This is a genomic window from Stenotrophomonas sp. 22LJNL06-5-1, from assembly GCF_056861455.1.
Window position 1 is genome coordinate 29255 of sequence record NZ_JBSPUE010000008.1, and the last position, 19531, is coordinate 48785.

The window sequence follows — 19531 nt, forward strand, 5'->3', positions numbered from 1 at the left end:
AGGGAGCCGGTACCCTGCGAAAAATGGCGCGACCCGCATCCCAGGCGTGCGCCAGGCGCACGCCTGCAGATGTCAGCGCGGGGCCTCCCCTGCGCTTTCGCACATGGTCTTGATCGAGCGCCGCAGCCATTGGTGGGCGGCGTCGTTGTCCAGGCGCGGATGCCAGGCCTGCACGATGGCCGCGGTCCGCACCGGAATCGGCAACGGGAACAGGCGCAACGGCAGGCGCATGCTGACGATCCGCTCCAGCATCACGCTCGGCATCTGCGGCAGGATCAGGTCCGATTCGGCCGCCGCGAAGATCGCGCCGTGGAAGGTCGGGCTGATCAGTGCCACCCGCCGCTGCAGGCCCAGCGCGGCCAGATCATCATCGATCGGACCACGCGGCAAGCCGCGGCGCGACACCGCGATGTGGTCGCAGGCGGCAAAACGCTCGGCGCTGATCTCCTCATCGAACAACGGATGATCTTCGCGCGCGGCGCCCATGAACGAGGTACTGAACAGGTTCTGCACCTTGGTATCGGGCGCATGCTTGCCGGCCGTGCTGATGTACAGGTCGATCCGGCCCTGCGCCATCGCATCGTCGTCGGTATCGCCCTCGGGCACGAAGCGCAGCACCGCGCGCGGTGCCTGCTGGCGGAACAGCTCGCGCAGGCGTCCGCCGAAACCACCGACGAACACATCATTGGCACGCACGCTGAAGGTCCGCTCGAGCACGCGCATGTCTACTTCGCGACCGGCGTTGAAGACGCGGTGGGCCTGCTCGATCACATCGCGGACCTGCTCGCGCAGCTGCAGGGCGCGGGGCGTGGGCGCCAGGCCGCGGCCGGCACGCACCAGCACCGGGTCGCCCAGCGCGGTGCGGATCCGGCCCAGGGTACGGCTCATCGCCGGCGCGCTCAGGTTCATCCGGCGCGCGGCGGCGGCCACGCTGCATTCGTCAATCAGCACGTCCAGTGCCAGCAACAGGTTCAGGTCCGGCAGGGGCATGACAGTCTCCAGTAAATCAGATGACTCTACGACACGTGTAACCACCGTGGATTGCGTTATACGCATTCATTGACTGCCGCGCACGGCATGGGTGCGCGCGGAGACATCGGCGACCATCCCCGGCCTGCCAAGGAGACATCCATGTTCAATACCCTGCTGGTCGCCCTGGATGGTGGCCCCCAGCACGCACGCGTGCTGGACCTGGCCGCCGCCATCGCCGGCCCCCACAGCCGCCTGCACCTGCTGTGCGTGCTCGACCCCGAATTCGCGCTGGCGGCCGATGCCAGCGAAGCCGACCGCATCGAGTACCCGGAAGCCGCCCGCCAGCGCTCGCGGGCAGAAGCGGTGCTGGCCGAAGCCCTGGCCGAGCTGCGCGAGCGCGGCGTCGACGCCATCGCGCAGATTCCCTCCGGCGACCCGGGCGAAGTGATCAGCGAGCAGGCCCGGCGCCTGAAGTGCGACCTGGTCGTCATCGGCCACCGCCATCTGTCCCGCCTGGAACGCCTGTTCGAACCCTCGATCGGGCAATGGACCATCGACCACGCGCCCTGTCCCGTGCTGGTGGAAACCCGCGACCCACAGCCCTAGCAACCATGGCCTCCCGTTCCCCGTTGTTTCCCACCCGGGTCAACTACCGCGCCTTCGGCCGCCAGTTCGGCCGCGGCGAACAGGCGCTGCTGGGCGCGATAAGGCAGCTGCGCGACCCCGATCTGCACGCCGATGGCCTCGCCCAGCTGAGCGGACTCGGGCTTGGCCAGGAGGGCTGCGACGCCTTCATCGGCCTGCTGCCGCTGCTGGCCACGCCTGCCGCTCCGATCGATCTGCTGCCGGCCGGCTCTCCGTTCATTGCCGCCAGCGAACTGGACCTGCTGGTCTGCCTGCTGCGCATCGCACAATGGCGGCATGCGCGCCCGCGCGAAGACGACACGCTGGCACCGTTGCGCCAGCAGCTGGCGCGCTGTGCGATGGCCGTGCAGGCGGCAAACCTGCCGTTGCGGCAGCGCTCGTTGTCACCGGTCGGGCTGAGGCTGCTCGATCCCACCGGCTGGCTGCGGCAGCGATGACCCGGCCGCGCCGCCCGTGCGCAATCATGCACAGGGGGCGGGCACCTGGCGCGCTCAGCAATCCATCCTGCCGTGCGCACTGCCTTCGTCGTCGAGCACGTGCGCATGCAGGATCACCTGGTTGCGACCAGCCCGCTTGGCGGCATACAGGCCGGCATCGGCATCCGCCAGCAACTGATCGGCACTGGCCAGCGCCGGCGGATGCAGGTAGCCCACGCCGATGCTGATACTGACCGACCCTTCCGGCAGTGGCAGCGCCGCCACCGCCTCACGCAGGCGCTCGGCCAGCGCCAGCACACCCGACAGCGGGCTTCCGGGCACGATCACCGCAAATTCCTCGCCGCCGTAACGGGCAACACTGTCACCGGCGCGGCCGGCACTGATCTTCAGGACCGTGGCCACGGCCTGCAGGCAGCGGTCCCCGGCCGGATGTCCGTAGCGGTCGTTGAAGACCTTGAAATGGTCGATGTCCAGCAACAGCAGGCCCAGCTCGCTGCCGCTGCGCCGCGCACGGTTCCATTCCGCCAGCAGCAGTGCATCGAACTCGCGCCGGTTGGCCACGCCGGTCAGGCCATCCTGCCGAGCGAGCTGGTCCAGTGATGCCTGCCGTTCCATCAGGTCCACCTGCAGCAGGATGCTGCGCACGCCGAAGCCCAGCGTAGCCACCACGAAGCCGGTGACCGCCAACGGTCGCGCGTGGTCGACCACCAGGGTACCGACCACCAGCAGCAGCAACGGTAGGATCATCGGCCCCGCCGCCTGCACTGTTCTGGCCAGCCTCGGGTGCATCACGAACGTCGGCGCGGGCGCCTGGCTCATCGCCAGCAACGCCAGCAGCAGGAATGGCAGATCGATCAGCAGATCGTTGTAGGCACCGAAGGACTGTTCCGAGGTGTAGTGGTTGATGTAGTACGCCACCATCAGGTAGCCCACCGCGTAGATCGCCAGCGCGCGGAAGAAGTTGCGCCGCTCCGGAACGTCCCCCACCAGCCAGCGCACCACCGCGAATCCGGCGATGCACAGATTCTGGATATCGAACATGCGCTGCATGTTGGACAACGCGTGGTCATCGATGTCGACGCGCGCGGCAAACGACTGCGCGTGCACGAAGAACAGCACGCCCAGCAACGCGGCCATCGCCGCGTCGATCAGGCTGATGCTCAACCGCTCGCGGCGTGCACGGGCCAGGATGAACACCAGTGGCACGCCGTACAGCACATACAGGAACAGGCTGGCCTGCGGCGTGACATCGGCACGGCCGGCACCAAGCGCGTCGATCATGTTGACGGCCATGCCACCCGCCCAAAGCAGCAGCGCCAGGGCGGTGGCGCGCCAGCCGAGCGCGGCACGGTCGCGGCGCGCCCGCCACAGGCAGGCCGCCGCCGCCAGCAACGGGGCGCCCGTGAGGAACACGAAGGAACCCGCACCGGCCGGACCCGGCCACAAGGCCACGACCAGGCCGTGGCACAGCACATACAGCAGCGCCAGCACTACCGGCATGCATCCCCCGATCCGCAAGGCCGTATGGGCGCACCATAGCCCCGCCCGCGCCACGGCCACGTGATCCACTGCGGCAAGACGACACTCCGCGTGTGCCGCCATGGTGGTGCCGGCCGCTGGCCGGCAATCCCAATGAATCACAGGGCGGCAGGTTGCCGACCAGCGGCCGGCACTACCGGAAAGCCCTCAGCCGTGCAGGGCGCGGGCGTGATGGGCGATGTGCTCGCCGATGAAACTGGCGATGAAGTAGTAGCTGTGGTCGTAGCCCGGCTGCAGGCGCAGGGTCAGCGGATGGCCGGCGGCATCGCAGGCCTGCTGCAGACGCTGCGGCTGCAGCTGGGTCTGCAGGAATTCGTCCGCCTCGCCCTGGTCGACCAGCAACGGCAGGCGCTCACGGGCCACGGCGACCAGTTCACTGGCATCCCACTGCGCCCAGTCCGCCGGGTTGTCGCCCAGGTAGGCGTGGAAGGCCTTCTGCCCCCACGGCACGTGGCTGGGTGCGACGATCGGCGAGAACGCCGACACGCTGCGGTAGCGACCCGGGTTGCGCAGCGCGATCACCAGCGCACCATGGCCGCCCATCGAGTGGCCGCTGATGCCACGCGCTTCGGTGACCGGGAAATGCGCCTCGATCAGTGCTGGCAGCTCCTGTGCCACGTAGTCGTGCATGCGGTAGTGCTTCGCCCACGGTGCACGGGTGGCATTGAGGTAGAACCCCGCCCCCTTGCCCAGGTCATAGCCCTCGGCATCGGCCACGTCATCGCCGCGCGGGCTGGTATCAGGCGCAACGATGATCACGCCATGCTCGGCCGCATAGCGCTGCGCGCCGGCCTTGGTGATGAAATTCTGCTCGGTGCAGGTCAGGCCGCTCAACCAGTACAGCACCGGCAGCGTCTGCGTTTCCGCCTGCGGCGGCAGGTAGACAGCGAACTGCATGTCGCAGCCCAGCGTGGTGGAATGATGGCGGTAGACGTCCTGCCAGCCGCCGGAACAGGCGCGGTGTTCGATGCGTTCCATGGTGCTCTCCTGCACGGCGCGTCAGCGCGCGCGTGCTTCTGGTAGATGCCGACCTTGGCCGGCTTATCCACGCGCGGCGTGGATGCCTTTGTTGATCCGTTCATCCAGCTGCGCCAGCAGGCGCAGCAACGGTTCGACGCCAGGCTGGCCATCAAGATTGCGCCAGGCCGCCACGGCCACATCGCTGCGTGGCGGCCACTGCCCGGCCGCGCGCGCCTCGTAGAGGCGCGGCAGGAATACCTGCGCAAGCCACTGCTCGAACGGCATGCCATCGTCGCTGCCGAAGGCCGAAGTCACCGCACGCGGTGGCCCCACCTCGCCCACTACCCAGCCCAGCGCACGCAACGCCTGCTCGATCGGCGCCACCAGGGCCGCGCGCGGGTCTTCCGCACGCGGCCGGCGCAGGGCATCCAGCCAGCCCATGACGCGGCTCAGTAATGGACCACCGAACGGATCGACTTGCCTTCATGCATCAGGTCGAAGGCTTCGTTGATCTTGTCCAGGTCCATGGTGTGGGTGACGAACGGGGCCAGTTCGATATCACCCTTCATCGCGTCTTCCACCATGCCCGGCAGCTGGCTGCGGCCCTTCACGCCACCGAAGGCCGTGCCCATCCACTTGCGCCCGGTCACCAGCTGGAACGGACGGGTGGAGATCTCCTGGCCCGAACCGGCCACGCCGATCACCACGCTCTGGCCCCAGCCACGGTGCGCGCATTCCAGCGCCGCGCGCATCACGTTGACGTTGCCGATGCATTCGAAGCTGTGGTCCACGCCCCAGGTGGTCATTTCAACGATGACCTGCTGGATCGGCTTGTCGTAGTCCTTCGGATTGATGCAGTCGGTGGCACCGAATTCGCGCGCCAGCTCGAACTTGGACGGGTTGGTGTCCACCGCGATGATGCGGCCGGCCTTGGCCTGGCGCGCGCCCTGGATCACCGCCAGACCGATGCCACCGAGGCCGAACACGGCCACGCTGTCGCCTTCCTGCACCTTGGCGGTGTTGTGCACCGCGCCGATGCCGGTGGTGACGCCACAGCCGAGCAGGCAGACGTGCTCCGGGTTCGCTTCCGGATTGATCTTGGCCAGCGAGACTTCGGCCACCACGGTGTACTCGCTGAAGGTCGAGCAGCCCATGTAGTGGTACAGCGGCTCGCCGTTGTAGCTGAAGCGGCTGGTGCCATCGGGCATCACGCCCTTGCCCTGGGTGGCACGCACCGACACGCACAGGTTGGTCTTGCCGCTCTTGCAGAACAGGCACTCGCCGCACTCGGCGGTGTACAACGGAATCACGTGGTCGCCCGGCTTGACGCTGGTCACGCCCTCGCCCACCTCCACCACGATGCCGGCGCCTTCATGGCCCAGCACCACCGGGAACAGGCCTTCCGGATCATCGCCAGACAGGGTGAACGCATCGGTGTGGCAGACACCGGTGTGGGTGATCTTGACCAGCACTTCGCCCTTCTTCGGCGGGGCGACGTCGATTTCGACGATCTGCAGCGGCTGGCCGGGACCAAAGGCGACGGCGGCACGGGACTTCATGGTGGCTTCTCCAGGATCAGGCGGAAATGGGATGGCAGGGAGATCGGCGCGAAGTGGCGCCGATGCTTATTTCAGGTACGAGCGGATCAACGCGCTCATGTCGCGCACGCGTTCGGCGCGTTGTTCGTCGGAGGCTGCGGGTTGCCCGAACTCCTCGCGCAGATGGGCCTCCATCACCTCGGACATCAGGCCGTTGACGGCGCCACGGATGGCGGCGATCTGCTGCAGCACCGGCCCGCAGTCGGCGCCGGCTTCCAGCGCGCGGTCCAGCGCATCGCACTGGCCGCGGATGCGGCGCACGCGGGCCAGGACCTTCTTCTTCTCTTCGGGGGAGTGCGGCATGGCGGGGCCACCTCGGAACTATACTGGGGGATAGTATACATACACGGACAGACGAAGCCACATCGTGCATGCCGGGGCATGCGCTACGGACAGATCAGCCTGCAAATATGAATGAATAGTAAATAGATTCAATTGTTACTTTTTCATGACCTAGGGTGTCGCATTCGCCCCTGCGTTTATCCCTGAGTCACATTGGCGTGACCAGGGAGAAATCATGTACCGACCGTTGTTCGCCCGCAGTCGCTTGTCTGTCGCGCTGGGTTCGGCATTGGTGCTGGTGGCCGCCGCACCGGCCATGGCGCAGCAGGCCGCCACGCAGGAACAGAAGGCCGAGCCCGCCAGCAGCAAGACCCCCGTGCAGCTGGACCGGATGACCGTCACCGGCTCGCGCATCTACCGCGCCGGCTTCGACACGCTGGAGCCCGCTGCGGTGGTCAGCCGTGAATCGATCGAGAACTATGGCGACACCAACCTCATTGACGCAGTAACCCGGATTCCCGGAGTCAGTGCCGGCGTCAGTTCGCGCGGCGACCAGGCCGGTTTCGGTGCAGGCGTCAACTTCGCCAGCAAGTTCGGCCTGGGCAGCAATCGCCTGCTGACCCTGGTCAATGGACGCCGCTTCGTGACCTCTACCCCGCCCACCATCTTCGGCGCCGGCGGCGGTTCGGGCATCCAGGTCGACATGAACGCCATTCCCAGCGTCATGGTGCAACGCATTGAAAGCCTCAGCGTTGGCGGTGCACCCACCTATGGCTCGGATGCGATCTCCGGCGTCAATAACATCATCCTGCGCGACAAGTTCGATGGCGCCGAAGTCGAACTGGGCTATGGCAGAACCAGCAAGAACGACAACGAGCGCTACTCCTGGTCGGCCATCTTCGGTACCGGATTCGCCGATGGGCGTGGCCACATCGTGGTGGCGGCGGAACTGGACAATGCCGATGGGGTGAACGCGCTGCAACGCGATTTCTACCGCCAGGGCTACAGCCTGCAGGCCAATCCCACGGCCGCCAATGCCACTGCCCAGCCCCTGCGCCGGCCGACCAATGATGGTCGCATCGACGGCAGCATTCCGTTCAACACCGGGCCCCGCGATGGCATCCCCGACCAGGTCTGGATCCGCAACCGGCGCATTGCCAGCATGACCTTCGGTGGCCTGGTGATGCCGGCCACCGGCAGCTACACGCGCAACGGCCTGGGTGACATCCTTGGCTTCGGCCCGAACAAAGACAAACTGTGGCAGTTCAATAACGAGGGCAAGCTGGTCGAGTTCAATCCCGGCATCAGCTACGCCGGCGGCAATGCCTCCGGCGGTGACGGCCTGAACCTGTTCGAGACAGTGCCGCTGATCGCCGACCTCGAACGACGCTCGGTGTTCTCCACCGGCAGCTTCGACTTCACCGACAACGTGCGCGGCTTCTTCGAGCTTTCGCGATACGAAGCGACCGCCCGCGAAACCCTGGACCAGAACGTCTACAACGCGGTGTCCTTCGGCAATGCGCGCCTGGACGGCGGCGGTACCGCCAGCGGTGCACTGACCTTCAGCGCCAGCAATCCGTTCCTGAGTGCGGAAACCCGCAGGATCCTCGCCGACAACGGCATCACCTCGTTCCGCCTGTCGCGTTCTTCGCGCGACCTGTCGATGAACAACGCCAGCACCGAGACCCGCCTGACCCGCGCGGTGCTCGGCTTGAACGGCTTCTTCGAAGTTGGGAAGCGCAGCTTCAACTGGGAAGCCAGCGTCACCCATGGCCGCGGTGACTTCGACTACCTCGGCACCGGCCTGATCCAGCAGAACTTCATCAATGCAATCAACGTCACCACCGACGCCAGCGGGCGCATCATCTGTGATGCCACCCGCCCGGGCACCACGGCCGATGCGAACTGCCGCCCGCTGAATCTGTTCGGCGAGAACCAGGCGTCGCGCGAAGCCCTGGACTATGTCTCCACCCGGACCGTGGCCAAGGCGCAGACCCGCCAGACCGTCATCAACGCGTCGGTATCCGGCGGCCTGTTCGATCTTCCCGGCGGCGAACTGTCCGCGGCGGCCGGCTTCGAACACCGCCGCGAAGAAGGCTCATTCACGCCCAGCGAGTACCAGCGCCTGGGCCAGGGCCGTTCGGTGCCGACCCAGGCGGCGGAAGGCAAATACCACACCAATGAAGTGTTCGCCGAAGTGCTGGCACCGCTGTTCAATCCCGACTGGGATATCCCGGGGCTGCATCGCCTGGACCTGACCGCCAAGTTCCGCCGCGTCGACAATTCCGTTGCCGGCGCGTTCAATGCGTTCACCTACGGCATCCAGTACGAACCGATCGCCGGCCTGCAGTTGCGCGGCAACAAGACCCAGTCACTGCGCGCGCCGTCCATCGCCGAGCTCTACACCACCCAGCAGCCGGCCTACTACAACATCCCGGAAGTGTGCTCGCTGGACAACATCAGCGGCGGCTCCAATCCGGCGGCGCGTCGCCGTAACTGCCAGGCGTTCTTCGCCGCCTACCCCGGCGCCGATCCGAACACCTTCCGCCAGCAACCGACCAATACGCTGGGTTCGACCAACGGCAGCACCCGCCTGCAGAACGAAACGGCGAAGTCGTGGACGGCCGGCATCGTGTTCGCGCCGGAGTGGATTCCGGGCCTGCGCGTCGCCGCCGACTGGTACGACATCAAGATCAACAACGTGATCACGTCGCTGAGCGCCAACGACATCATCACCGGTTGCTTCGACACTGCCGACTTCAACGCCGCCAACGTGCCCAACGCCAACCGCTTCTGCGGCCTGGTGACGCGTGATCCGAACACCGGTGTGGCGACCAGCATCAAGACCGAGTATGGCAACGGCCCGGTGCTGATGTTCCGCGGCTGGACCGCCGAAGTCGGCTACCGTTGGGACCTGTCGCGCTTCGGCGTGCTGGACCTGGACTTCTACGGCTACATGCCGAAGAACCGTGGCCAGGCCGCGAACCGGGACGTGCCGTTCGTCGAACAGGCGGGCAGCTTCAACGAGCCCAAGCGCCAGTTCCGCTGGACCGCCCAGCATCGCATCGGCAACTGGAACTACGGCGTGGCCTCCAACTACACCAGCCGCGCCCAGTACACGATGACCGATACCCCGGAAAGCCGTCAGTACTTCTACCGCGACAGCTGGACCACCTGGGACGCCAACGTCACCTACCGCATCACCGACGCCGCGCGCGTGACGTTGTCGGTGATCAACGTGGGCGACGACATCGGTCCGTTCCCCTATGTGCTGGATGCACTGGGCCGTCGCTACATGGCCAGCCTGCGCTACAACTTCAAGTAGGCCAGGCGCAGTGGTTCCACAGGCGGGGCCCGCTGTACGGGCCCCGCTCTTTTCAATGCGCCCTCGGATTCTGCAATGTTTCGTATGGACGCCCCCCTCTACCGGGGCCGACCATCAAGGAAACATCACGCGGAATGAAAATCGATGAGGCACCATCAGGAGATCGCCTATGTCCTGCCTGCGGTTCCGACCAGTCATTGGGGTTCACGCGCATGACAGTCGGCATCCGGCTTGGACAGATCACCGATGAAATAGGAAGTCCCAGCTTCCTGTACGCGTTCTTCTCAACCATCGCAGGAAATCTCGAACCGGATGGATGGGGAAGCCGATTTCCTATTCTCCTGAGGCAGCTGTACGCCGGCAGACTGCAGCAATCAGATGCTGCCGACGCACTGGTCGAACTGCATAGGGTCCGCAGCGAACTGGCCGAGCTGCCCCCAGCCCGTGTCATCTGGTCGTTCGAGGATCGAACCCAGCATCCACCGTGGGGAGGCGATATCGCTCCCGACATCGACAGCCTGGCGACCTACTTCGTCACCGCGCATGGACGCAATCTGATTGCTCTCCTGGCTGAGGTGTTTGAAGCACTTCAGGAAGGCGAAGACACGTCCGCCCGGATCGTCGACTATTGATGCCCTCCGCTCAATCAAACAGACCTTGTTCCGCCAACCGGGTCAGCTCGTCCACCACATAGCGCACCTTGGGCCGCAGGTGGCGCGTCGGTGGCCACAGCGCATGGATGTCGATGTGCCGTTGCATGCGCGCGTCCAGCACCGATTGCAGCGCGCCGGAATCCAGATGCCGGCGTACCAGTGAAATGGGCATCTGGCAGATACCGAGGCCAGCGAGGGCCGCTTCGATCACCGCATCGCCATCATTGAGTTGATAGGGCGCACTGGGAATGAACGTTCCGTCGTCCTGCCCGCTGCCGATCCGCCACCAGACTGGCTGGCCATGACGGAAACCGACGATGCTGCGGTGCTGCGCCAGTTCCTCCACCGTGCGCGGCACGCCATGTGCCTGCAGGTACTCCGGCGATGCGCAGGTGACCAGCCGCTGGCGCCCCAGCCGCCGCGCCACAAGATGCTCTGCCTGGTGCAGCCCACCGAAGCGGATCAGCAGGTCGATGCCTTCCTCGACGGGATCGACGAAGTGATCGGTGAAGGTCATCGTCATCTGCAGGTCCGGGTATTGCCGGCACAACCGCAGCAGCACCGGCAACACCACCAGCCGCCCGAACGAGGACGGCATGTCGATGCGCAGCCGCCCGCTGGGCAGCCCGGCCGAACCCAGGCAGGCCTCGGCCGCGGAGATCTCTTCCAGCGCCGCTGCACAGGATGCGTAGTACGCCTCGCCATCGGTGGTCAGCGCGATGCGCCGCGTGGTGCGGTGGAACAGGCGCACCCCCAGCCGCGCTTCCAGCCGCGCGATGGCCTTGCCCACCGCCGAGCGCGAGATGCCCAGCGCGTCGGCAGCCTCGGTGAAGCTACCCGAGCGTGCGGTGGTGACAAAGGTCACCAGGCCATTCAAGGATTCCAGCGGCAGCATCGTTCGCACCCCATTGGGGACAAATAGTCCCGCACCAAGGGAGATCGAAGCGCTTTATGCGCCTGCATGTCAACTCCATCCTGTGTGCATCGCGCCGCTGGCGCCTCCCCCGCACCGAGATGACCGACATGACCGCCGCCCTCTTCCGCCCCTTCGACCTGTCAGGCACCGCCCTGCGCAACCGCATCGCGATGGCCCCGATGACCCGCGCCCGCAACCCCGGCGTCGTGGCCAACGAACTGACCGCCCAGTACTACCGGCAGCGCGCCAGCGCCGGCCTGATCATCAGCGAAGGCACCCCGGTCTCGCCGCAGGGCCAGGGCTACATCGACGTGCCCGGCATCTGGTCGGCGGCGCAGGTGACGGGCTGGAAGCAGGTGACCGACGCCGTGCACGCCGAACAGGGCACGATCTTCGCGCAGCTGTGGCACGTCGGCCGCATGTCGCATGCCTCGCTGCAGCCCGACGGTGGTCAACCGGTCAGCGCCGGCACCCGCCCGGTGGCCAGCGCACCGAAGAACACCTCGTTCGTGTACCTGGACGACGGCAGCCGCGGACATGCCGATCCCACCCCGGCACGTGCATTGGAGACCGCGGAGATCCCCGGTATCGTCGACGACTTCATGCGCGGCGCGGACAACGCCATTGCGGCCGGCTTCGACGGCATCGAACTGCATGCCGCCAACGGTTACCTGTTCGAGCAGTTCCTCAACCCGCTCATCAACCAGCGCGAAGACCGCTACGGCGGCTCGCTGCCCAATCGTGCGCGGTTGATCCTGGACACCGTCGATGCAATGGCGCAGCGCATCGGTGCGCATCGCATCGGCGTGCGCCTGGCACCGAACAACCTCACCTTCGACATGCCGTTCTACCCCGACAACGAAGCTACCTATCTGTACCTGGCCGACGAACTGGGCAAGCGCGGCCTGGCCTATGTGCACCTCAACGACAACCTGCAGGCGGGCCAGTCGGTGCTGGGCGAGGCGTTCCTGCAACAGTTCAAGCAGGCCTATGGTGGCACCGTGATCCTGGCCGGTGGCATGACCCGCGAACGCGCCCTGCAGCTGGTCGAGGCCGGCACCATCGACCTGGCCGCGTTCGGCCAGCCGTTCATCGCCAACCCGGATCTGGTCGAGCGCCTGCAGCACAACGTCGCGCTGGCCACGCCGGACCGCAACACCTATTACGGCGGCGGCGAGGCGGGCTACCTCGATTACCCGCGAGCACAGTAGAGCCACGCCATGCGTGGATGCGGGCGTACACTGCCCGCCCGCATCCACTGAATCTGCCCATGGATACGCCCACCGCATCGTTCATCGTCAACCTCGATGTCCCCGATCTCGCCGCTGCCGAAGACTTCTACATCCGAGCCTTCGGCCTGCGCATCGGCCGCCGTCTCGGCCCGGGCGCGGTGGAGCTGCTCGGTGGGCCAGCGCCGCTGTACCTGCTGCAGAACGAGGCCGGCAGCCCCGCCACCGAAGACGGCGACGTGCGCGACTACGAGCGCCATTGGACGCCGCTGCACCTGGACTGGGTGGTGAATGACATCGAAGCGGCGCTGGTACGAGCGGTTGCGGCTGGGGCGACGCTCGAGCAGTCCGTGCGCGAGCGTCGCTGGGGGCACATCGCCGTGCTGGCCGATCCGTTCGGCCACGGCTTCTGCCTGATCCAGTTCAGTGGCGAAGGCTACGACGCGCTGGTCGAATGACCGGCGCCACGTTCACCACGGCAACGGCACCGCTTCGCCGTTGGCGCGCTCGCCGTAGTACAGCGACGGCAGCAGGCGCGAGAGGAAACTGAACTCCGTGTAGCAATGCTTGAGCAGGCCCAGGCCAACCGCATCGCCGGCATCGCAGCGTGGATCGGCGCTGTCCAGGCCGAGCACGAAGCGGCTGCGCAGCACACAGCCAAACGGCGTATCGCGCGCCACGTGCAGCATCTGCCCGTCGCAGGGATCACCGTTTGCATCCAGGCGGACGTGGTCGCCGAAGCCGATGCGCGCGGCGATCACCGCCGATACATCGCCTGCATCCTGTGCCGCCTGCAGGCGCTCTGGCACCAGCAGCGTGCGCGGGTCATGGAACTTCAGGCGCGCCGCCACCGGCGGAATGTCGGCCAGTGATTCCACGGCATGGATGCTGGCGCCGTGGTAGCTGCGTCCACGCTGCCAGGCCGCGTCCCAACCGCGATGCTCGACATGATCGACCGGATGCCACCAGCGGATGTGCTGGGTGGTCTCGAAGAAGGTGAACCACCAGTCCAGCATGCGCCCCTTGCAACCGTGCAAATCGGTGCGCACCGCCACCAGCAGGGTGCCGTCTTCGCGGCGCTGGATGCCGGTCTCCAGGTGCATCGGCGCCGGGTCCAGCAGATCGTGGTGGTCCAGCCAGGCGCGAGCGTTCACAGCGGTATCCATCGGGGTCTCCTACGGGTTGGGAGACCCGACAATACGGAAACGATCAACGTTTCGCAATTAGCCGGATGCGGTAAGATGGGCGCAATGAACAGCACCACCCTGCCCGAGCCACCTCCACCAACCCGCCGCCGCGGCCGCCCTGCGCGACCGGAAGCCGAAGTCCGCCACGCCGTGCTGCAGGCCACCCTGGAGCTGCTGCTGGCGCAGGGTTACGAGGCCACCACCATCGAAGCGGTGGCGGCGCACGCCGGGGTGGCGAAGAAGACCGTGTACCGCCACGCCAGCAACCGCGAGGAACTGGTCGGGTTGGCAGTGCGCGAGTGGACCGACGGCTTCGCGCCACAGTTGCAGCGCGATGCGCGCGATGCCGACGAGGTGCTGCCGTTGCTGCAGGACATCCTGCAGGCGGTATGTGCGCAGGCGCTGTCGGCGCAGGCGGTGCAGGTATTCCGCCTGCTGGCCACCGACTTTCCCGGCAAGGACGCGCTGCTGCAGGCCTATCTGGACAACGGCATCGAACGCGGCCGTGCGCTGCTGGCCGACTGGCTGGCGCGCCAGCAGCAGCGTGGGCTGCTGCGCGAAGGAGACCCCGTGCGCATGGCGCGGCTGGTGTTGGCGATGGCCGTGGCCGAGCCACTGCGCGAACGCGTGATCGGTGTGGTGGCCGAGGATGCGCCGGTGGAGGTGCATCTGGGTGAGTGCCTGGCGTTGTTGGGACCGGTGTTGCAGGCGCCGTAAGATTGCGCCATCCACGCGTGGCGTGGATCTACCGGCCGATCCCGATTCGTTGGCCAGCAATGGCCTGCCCCCGGTGGGTGCCGACCGTTGGTCGGCACTCCTGCAGCAACTCACTCGCGCAGCATATCCACGAACGCGCGCAGCGCACCGGGCATCTGCCGCTGTTTCGGGTAGTACAGCGCGAAGCCGGCGAACGGTTCACTCCAGTCTTCCAGCACCGCCACCATCTGCCCCGAATCGATGTACGGCCTTGCCGTGTCTTCCAGCACGTAGGCCAGGCCGATGCCATCGAGTACCGCGCCGACCACGGTGCCCTGCTCGCCCAGCGTGAGCCGTCCGGGCACGTCGATCTCCAGCGCCTGCCCACCGCGCTCGAACTGCCATTTGTACAGATGCCCGCTGGCGAAGCGGAAGCGGATGCATTCATGTGCAGCAAGATCGCGCGGATGCTGTGGCGCGGGGTGCCGCCGCAGGTAATCCGGCGAGCCGACAATCAGCCCGCGCAGTGGTGGCCCCATCGGCACCGCCACCATGTCCTCGGGCACGAACTCATGCAGGCGCACGCCGGCGTCGTAGCCCTCGGCGACGATGTCGACCAGGCCATCGTTCTCGGTCAGCTCCACCCGCACATCGGGATGGGCGTGCAGGAAGCGCGCCAGCCGCGGCCCCAGCTGTGTCGCCACCGCCGCACGGGTGGCATTGATGCGCAGCAGGCCCGCCGGGGCGGCGCGGAACTGGTTCATCTCTTCCAGCGCGTCGTGCACCTGCCCCAAGGCCGGCTGCAGGCGCTCCAGCAGGCGCTGCCCGGCCTCGGTCAGGGCCACGCTGCGGGTGGTGCGATGGAACAGGCCCACCCCCAACCGTTCTTCCAGCGCGCGGATCGCATAGCTCACCGCCGAGGTCGACAGCGCCAGCTCGGCGCCGGCACGGCGGAAGCTGCGGTGACGGGCGACCGCGGCGAACGCGGCCAGGTGCGAGAGGTTGTCAGTGGCCATGATTGTGCAGTTTCACTTGATGAATCATGCCGATATCCGGGCTTCTTGCCGCTGGGTACGGGGCGTATTGTAAAGCGCCTTTCGACAAACCCTGCCAAGGATTCCCCATGTCCCTCGCCCGTGGTTACGCCGCCCATTCACATACCGACCCGCTGATCCCGTACGAGTTCGAACGCCGCGCGGTCGGCCCGGACGATGTGCGCATCGAGATCCTCTACAGCGGCATCTGCCACTCCGATCTGCACCAGGCCCGCGACGACTGGGGTGGCTCGATCTACCCGATGGTGCCGGGCCACGAGATCATCGGCCGCGTGACCGAGGTCGGCAGCAACGTCACCCGCTTCAAGGTCGGCGACCACGCCGGCGTCGGCTGCATGGTCGACTCCTGCCGCCATTGCGATGCCTGCGAGCACGACCTGGAGCAGTACTGTGCCGAAGGCGCGACCTGGACCTACAACGGCCGTGAACGCGAAAGCGGCGCGCCGACCTACGGCGGCTATTCCGACCACGTGGTGGTCGAACAGCGCTTCGTGGTGAAGGTGTCCGAGACCCTCGACCTGAAGGCGGCCGCGCCGCTGCTGTGCGCCGGCATTACCACCTGGTCGCCGCTGCGCCACTGGAAGGTCGGCCCGGGCCAGAAGGTCGGCGTGATCGGCCTCGGTGGACTCGGCCACATGGGCGTGAAGTTCGCCAAGGCGCTCGGCGCGCACGTGGTGATGATCACCACCACGCCGGAAAAGGGTGCCGACGCCAAGCGCCTGGGCGCCGATGACGTGCTGGTCTCGCGCGATGCCGCGCAGATGAAGGCCCACGCCGGCAGCTTCGACTTCCTGCTCAACACCATTCCGGTCGGCCATGACACCAACCCGTACATGGGCCTGCTCAAGCGCGAGGCCACCATGTGCCTGGTCGGCGTGCTGACCGAACTGGACCCGCCGCTGACCGGTGGCAGCGTGATCTTCGGCCGCAAGCACCTGACCGGTTCGGCGATCGGCGGCATGGCCGAAACCCAGGAAATGATGGACTTCTGTGCCGAGCACGGCATCGTCAGCGACGTCGAGATGATCGACATCAAGAACGTCAATGAAGCCTGGGAACGCATGGCGAAGAACGATGTGCGCTACCGCTTCGTGATCGACATGGCGACGATGAAGAACGCCGCCTGATCGATCGGCGACGGTGAACGAAGAACCCCGGCACTGCCGGGGTTTCTTTTTGGTCGCGCCGGCCGCTGGCCGGCACGACCGACGCATTGGGCATGACGAAGGTCAAGGAAGCGGCCACCGCCCTGGCGCAGACTCGCCGCATGGCCCGCCTGCCCTCCCCTGCGATGCTGATGCGTGCGCCGCATCGGCTGCTGTTCTTCATCGGCGCCAGCAACCTGCTGCTGGCCATGCTCTGGTGGGCGCTGTGGCTGGGCGCATTGCGCGGGCTGTGGACGCCGCAGCCACCGCCGCTGCCACCGGCCTGGCTGCACGCGCTGCTGATGCAGTACCTGGTGTTGCCCAGTTTCATCTTCGGCTTCCTGCTCACCGTGTTCCCGCGCTGGATGGGGCAACCCGAGCTGCCACGCAGCCGTTATGCGCCGGTCGGCATCGGGCTGTTTGGCGGGCAGGCGCTGCTGATTGCCGCCGCCTGCGGCTGGACACCCGGGCTGTGGCCCGGCCTGCTGCTGGCACTGGCCGGCTGGAGCGCCGGGTTGATCGTGCTGGGACGCGTGCTCAAGGCCGCCGGCCCCAACCGCAACTGGCATGCGCGCGCCTGCTATGCCGCACTGCTGCTGGGGTGGCTGGGGCTGCTGCTGTTCATGGCGGTGGTGCGCGGCCACGCCACGCTGATGCCGGTCACTGTGGCACTCGGCACGTTCGGCCTGCTGCTGCCGGTCTACCTCACCGTCGCGCACCGGATGATCCCGTTCTTCGCCAACAACGTGGTGGACGGCTATGTGGCGTGGCGGCCGCTGCGCTGGCTGGCCGCGATGTGGGCGCTGCTGATGCTGCGCCTGCTGTTGAGTGCGTTGCAGGTCGATAACGCGCTGTGGCTTGCCGATGCGCCACTGCTGGTGTTGTCTCTGCAGGCGCTATGGCACTGGTGGCCACGCGGGCCGATGCCGGGCCTGCTTGCCGCTTTGTTCCTGGCGCTGGCGTGGCTGCCGATCAGCTTCGCGTTGTATCTGCTGCAGGACATCGGCCAGATGCTCGGCCATCCGCAGCTGCTCGGCCGCGCGCCGCTGCATGCTCTTGCCGTGGGGCTGTTCGGCAGCCTGCTGGTGGCGATGGTGACCCGGGTCACCCAGGGCCATTCCGGGCGACCGCTGGTGATGCCGGCAGTGGCCTGGTTTGCGTTCGTCGCGCTGCAGGCGGTGGCGATCATGCGCATCGTTGCCGAGCTGATGCCCGACGCCTATGCCTGGTATTTCGCCGCTGCCATCGGCTGGTTGCTGGCCTTGGCGCCGTGGGTGGCGCGGCTGGGCTGGATCTACCTGAGCCCACGGCGCGACGGCAAGCCGGGCTGACATCAACGCCGGGCATGACCCGGCACGCAGCCCTCATCGGTAGCGCCGGGCCATGCCCGGCATCCCGAACAATCCACTCAGTACGCGAACTCGCGGAACACCGGATCGACGTCGCCGTGCCAGCGGCCATGGAACAGCGCCAGCTTGCGCTCGGCCGGGGTCAGGCCGGACTCGACGATCTCCTGCAGCACGTCCAGGAACTTGCTCTCGTCCTGGCCGTCGGCATTGCGCGCCGCGCGGCGCTTGAGGCCTTCAACGGAAATCTTCACCGCTTCGCGGGCCAGGTCGCGCACGCTGCCATTACGGAACGGCAGGTTCATCGCATGCTTCGGCACGCCGTCGCGCAGTGCATGGCGCTCGGTCAGGGTGAAGTCACGCACCAGGTCCCAGGCGGCATCCAGTGCGGTGTCGTCGTACAGCAGGCCCACCCAGAACGCCGGCAGCGCACACAGGCGGCTCCACGGGCCGCCGTCGGCGCCGCGCATTTCCAGGTACTTCTTCAAACGCACTTCCGGGAACGCGGTGGTCATGTGGTCCGACCAGTCGCGCAGCGTCGGCACCGCACCCGGCAGCACCGGCAACTTGGCCTGCATGAAATCGCGGAAGCTCTGCCCGCTGGCATCGTGGTAGATGCCGTCGCGGTAGGAGAAATACATCGGCACGTCGAGCAGGTAATCGACATAGCGCTCGTAACCGAAGCCATCCTCGAACACGAAGTCGAGCATGCCGGTGCGGTCAGCATCGGTGTCGGTCCAGATGTGCGAGCGGTAGCTCAGGTAGCCGTTCGGCTTGCCTTCGGTGAAGGGCGAATCGGCGAACAGCGCGGTGGCGATCGGCTGCAGCGCCAGCGACACGCGGAACTTCTTCACCATGTCCGCTTCGGTGGCGTAGTCCAGGTTCACCTGCACCGTGCAGGTGCGGGTCATCATGTCCAGGCCGAGCGATCCGACCTTGGGCATATACGAGCGCATGATCTTGTAGCGGCCCTTGGGCATCCACGGCATCTCGTCGCGCTTCCACTTCGGCTGGAAGCCCATGCCGAGGAAACCCAGCTGCAGTTCGCCGGCCACCTGCGCCACTTCATTGAGGTGGGTGCCGGTCTCCACGCAGGTCTGGTGGATGGTCTCCAGCGCCGCTCCGGACAGTTCCAACTGACCGGCCGGTTCCAGCGTCACCGAGGCGCCATCGCGCAGCAGGGCGATCGTGTTGCCATTCTCCTGCACCGGCTCCCAGCCGAAGCGGACCAGGCCGTTGAGCAGCGCTTCGATGCCGCGCTCGCCTTCAAAGGTCGGCGGGCGCAGGTCATCCAGGCGGAACCCGAACTTCTCGTGCTCGGTGCCGATGCGCCACTGCGCGCGGGGCTTCTCGCCGGAGGCAATCACCTCCACCAGCTGCGAGCGGTCGGTAATGGGTGTATCGGCGACGTGGCTGGGGCTCGACAAGGGGAAGGCTCGCTGGACGGTGGCGGGGGATGTGGGGCTCGGAGCCTTCCATCGCAAGGGCGCACTATAGCGTGGCGACCCGTTGCGTCATGCGACGGAGACGGTTTTCAGCATCCTAC

Annotated in this window: 19 protein-coding genes; 9 read left to right on the plus strand and 10 right to left on the minus strand. The window is 66.8% G+C overall.

All coding sequences use genetic code 11. The features are described 5' to 3' along the window. Nucleotides 1-72 precede the first annotated feature (72 nt). A complete protein-coding gene (locus AC13GF_RS16635) occupies nt 73-990 on the minus strand; it encodes a LysR family transcriptional regulator (protein WP_005411002.1) in 918 nt (305 codons plus the stop codon). A 141-nt stretch (nt 991-1131) separates the two neighbouring features. On the opposite strand from AC13GF_RS16635, the gene AC13GF_RS16640 reads away from it, so the two are divergent. Together AC13GF_RS16640 and AC13GF_RS16645 are read left to right on the plus strand one after the other, a co-directional pair. Continuing rightward, nucleotides 1132-1578 (plus strand): universal stress protein, encoded by a 447-nt coding sequence (locus AC13GF_RS16640; protein ID WP_483005354.1) that lies wholly within the window; start codon nt 1132-1134, stop codon nt 1576-1578. A gap of 5 nt (nt 1579-1583) precedes the next feature. After that, nucleotides 1584-2054 carry a hypothetical protein gene (locus AC13GF_RS16645; protein ID WP_483005355.1) on the plus strand — a complete coding sequence of 157 codons (471 nt, stop codon included), beginning with the start codon at nt 1584-1586 and terminating at the stop codon, nt 2052-2054. Between the two features lie 54 nt (nt 2055-2108). Here AC13GF_RS16645 and AC13GF_RS16650 read toward each other — a convergent pair whose 3' ends face one another. The 5 genes from AC13GF_RS16650 to frmR form a co-directional block, all read right to left on the minus strand. Beyond that, nucleotides 2109-3554, minus strand: coding sequence for a GGDEF domain-containing protein (locus AC13GF_RS16650; RefSeq protein ID WP_483005356.1), 1446 nt, complete (start codon nt 3552-3554; stop codon nt 2109-2111). A gap of 186 nt (nt 3555-3740) precedes the next feature. Next, on the minus strand, nt 3741-4571 hold the full coding sequence (gene fghA / locus AC13GF_RS16655; RefSeq protein ID WP_483005357.1) for an S-formylglutathione hydrolase: 831 nt from the start codon (nt 4569-4571) through the stop codon (nt 3741-3743). A 63-nt stretch (nt 4572-4634) separates the two neighbouring features. Continuing rightward, nucleotides 4635-4994 carry a YqcC family protein gene (locus AC13GF_RS16660; protein ID WP_126929555.1) on the minus strand — a complete coding sequence of 120 codons (360 nt, stop codon included), beginning with the start codon at nt 4992-4994 and terminating at the stop codon, nt 4635-4637. A gap of 8 nt (nt 4995-5002) precedes the next feature. After that, nucleotides 5003-6112, minus strand: coding sequence for an S-(hydroxymethyl)glutathione dehydrogenase/class III alcohol dehydrogenase (locus tag AC13GF_RS16665; protein WP_126929554.1), 1110 nt, complete (start codon nt 6110-6112; stop codon nt 5003-5005). Between the two features lie 66 nt (nt 6113-6178). Further along, a complete protein-coding gene (gene frmR / locus AC13GF_RS16670) occupies nt 6179-6454 on the minus strand; it encodes a formaldehyde-responsive transcriptional repressor FrmR (protein ID WP_005411009.1) in 276 nt (91 codons plus the stop codon). A 214-nt stretch (nt 6455-6668) separates the two neighbouring features. Between frmR and AC13GF_RS16675 the strand changes: the two genes are divergently transcribed. Next, nucleotides 6669-9758, plus strand: a complete 3090-nt coding sequence (locus AC13GF_RS16675; protein ID WP_483005358.1) for a TonB-dependent receptor domain-containing protein — start codon at nt 6669-6671, stop codon at nt 9756-9758. Nucleotides 9759-9892: 134 nt separating this feature from the next. Beyond that, a complete protein-coding gene (locus AC13GF_RS16680; RefSeq protein ID WP_483005359.1) occupies nt 9893-10390 on the plus strand; it encodes an Imm70 family immunity protein in 498 nt (165 codons plus the stop codon). Between the two features lie 10 nt (nt 10391-10400). On the opposite strand, the gene AC13GF_RS16685 is transcribed toward AC13GF_RS16680, so the two are convergent. Further along, the gene (locus AC13GF_RS16685; protein WP_483005360.1) at nt 10401-11306 is read right to left on the minus strand and encodes a LysR family transcriptional regulator; all 906 of its coding nucleotides are present in this window, start codon (nt 11304-11306) and stop codon (nt 10401-10403) included. 128 nt (nt 11307-11434) lie between these two features. Here AC13GF_RS16685 and AC13GF_RS16690 point away from each other — a divergent pair, with 128 nt between their 5' ends. Both AC13GF_RS16690 and AC13GF_RS16695 read left to right on the plus strand, forming a co-directional pair. Then, nucleotides 11435-12538 carry an alkene reductase gene (locus AC13GF_RS16690; protein WP_483005361.1) on the plus strand — a complete coding sequence of 368 codons (1104 nt, stop codon included), beginning with the start codon at nt 11435-11437 and terminating at the stop codon, nt 12536-12538. Between the two features lie 59 nt (nt 12539-12597). Further along, nucleotides 12598-13014: a VOC family protein gene (locus tag AC13GF_RS16695; protein ID WP_483005362.1), complete on the plus strand. Its 417-nt coding sequence runs from the start codon at nt 12598-12600 to the stop codon at nt 13012-13014. Nucleotides 13015-13026: 12 nt separating this feature from the next. Here AC13GF_RS16695 and AC13GF_RS16700 read toward each other — a convergent pair whose 3' ends face one another. Next, nucleotides 13027-13722, minus strand: a complete 696-nt coding sequence (locus AC13GF_RS16700; RefSeq protein WP_483005363.1) for a DAPG hydrolase family protein — start codon at nt 13720-13722, stop codon at nt 13027-13029. A 75-nt stretch (nt 13723-13797) separates the two neighbouring features. Here AC13GF_RS16700 and AC13GF_RS16705 point away from each other — a divergent pair, with 75 nt between their 5' ends. Beyond that, a complete protein-coding gene (locus tag AC13GF_RS16705) occupies nt 13798-14460 on the plus strand; it encodes a TetR/AcrR family transcriptional regulator (RefSeq protein WP_483005364.1) in 663 nt (220 codons plus the stop codon). 110 nt (nt 14461-14570) lie between these two features. Here the strand turns inward: AC13GF_RS16705 and AC13GF_RS16710 are convergent, their stop codons facing one another. Continuing rightward, nucleotides 14571-15455: a LysR family transcriptional regulator gene (locus AC13GF_RS16710; RefSeq protein WP_126929547.1), complete on the minus strand. Its 885-nt coding sequence runs from the start codon at nt 15453-15455 to the stop codon at nt 14571-14573. Between the two features lie 107 nt (nt 15456-15562). On the opposite strand from AC13GF_RS16710, the gene AC13GF_RS16715 reads away from it, so the two are divergent. Both AC13GF_RS16715 and AC13GF_RS16720 read left to right on the plus strand, forming a co-directional pair. Next, a complete protein-coding gene (locus AC13GF_RS16715; protein ID WP_142806735.1) occupies nt 15563-16621 on the plus strand; it encodes an NAD(P)-dependent alcohol dehydrogenase in 1059 nt (352 codons plus the stop codon). 92 nt (nt 16622-16713) lie between these two features. Continuing rightward, nucleotides 16714-17970, plus strand: a complete 1257-nt coding sequence (locus tag AC13GF_RS16720) for an NnrS family protein (protein WP_483005365.1) — start codon at nt 16714-16716, stop codon at nt 17968-17970. Nucleotides 17971-18047: 77 nt separating this feature from the next. Here the strand turns inward: AC13GF_RS16720 and AC13GF_RS16725 are convergent, their stop codons facing one another. Then, nucleotides 18048-19412, minus strand: a complete 1365-nt coding sequence (locus tag AC13GF_RS16725; protein ID WP_483005366.1) for a glutamate--cysteine ligase — start codon at nt 19410-19412, stop codon at nt 18048-18050. Nucleotides 19413-19531: the final 119 nt, after the last annotated feature.

Coding starts and splice junctions, on each gene's coding strand:
- fghA (WP_483005357.1), bottom strand. CDS start 4,571: ATGGAACGCATCGAACACCGCGCCTGTTCCGGCGGCTGGCAGGACGTC.
- AC13GF_RS16660 (WP_126929555.1), bottom strand. CDS start 4,994: ATGGGCTGGCTGGATGCCCTGCGCCGGCCGCGTGCGGAAGACCCGCGC.
- AC13GF_RS16695 (WP_483005362.1), top strand. CDS start 12,598: ATGGATACGCCCACCGCATCGTTCATCGTCAACCTCGATGTCCCCGAT.
- AC13GF_RS16680 (WP_483005359.1), top strand. CDS start 9,893: ATGAAAATCGATGAGGCACCATCAGGAGATCGCCTATGTCCTGCCTGC.
- AC13GF_RS16675 (WP_483005358.1), top strand. CDS start 6,669: ATGTACCGACCGTTGTTCGCCCGCAGTCGCTTGTCTGTCGCGCTGGGT.
- AC13GF_RS16640 (WP_483005354.1), top strand. CDS start 1,132: ATGTTCAATACCCTGCTGGTCGCCCTGGATGGTGGCCCCCAGCACGCA.
- AC13GF_RS16635 (WP_005411002.1), bottom strand. CDS start 990: ATGCCCCTGCCGGACCTGAACCTGTTGCTGGCACTGGACGTGCTGATT.
- AC13GF_RS16685 (WP_483005360.1), bottom strand. CDS start 11,306: ATGCTGCCGCTGGAATCCTTGAATGGCCTGGTGACCTTTGTCACCACC.
- AC13GF_RS16650 (WP_483005356.1), bottom strand. CDS start 3,554: ATGCCGGTAGTGCTGGCGCTGCTGTATGTGCTGTGCCACGGCCTGGTC.
- AC13GF_RS16690 (WP_483005361.1), top strand. CDS start 11,435: ATGACCGCCGCCCTCTTCCGCCCCTTCGACCTGTCAGGCACCGCCCTG.
- AC13GF_RS16665 (WP_126929554.1), bottom strand. CDS start 6,112: ATGAAGTCCCGTGCCGCCGTCGCCTTTGGTCCCGGCCAGCCGCTGCAG.
- AC13GF_RS16710 (WP_126929547.1), bottom strand. CDS start 15,455: ATGGCCACTGACAACCTCTCGCACCTGGCCGCGTTCGCCGCGGTCGCC.
- AC13GF_RS16715 (WP_142806735.1), top strand. CDS start 15,563: ATGTCCCTCGCCCGTGGTTACGCCGCCCATTCACATACCGACCCGCTG.
- AC13GF_RS16700 (WP_483005363.1), bottom strand. CDS start 13,722: ATGGATACCGCTGTGAACGCTCGCGCCTGGCTGGACCACCACGATCTG.
- AC13GF_RS16645 (WP_483005355.1), top strand. CDS start 1,584: ATGGCCTCCCGTTCCCCGTTGTTTCCCACCCGGGTCAACTACCGCGCC.
- AC13GF_RS16705 (WP_483005364.1), top strand. CDS start 13,798: ATGGGCGCAATGAACAGCACCACCCTGCCCGAGCCACCTCCACCAACC.
- frmR (WP_005411009.1), bottom strand. CDS start 6,454: ATGCCGCACTCCCCCGAAGAGAAGAAGAAGGTCCTGGCCCGCGTGCGC.
- AC13GF_RS16720 (WP_483005365.1), top strand. CDS start 16,714: ATGACGAAGGTCAAGGAAGCGGCCACCGCCCTGGCGCAGACTCGCCGC.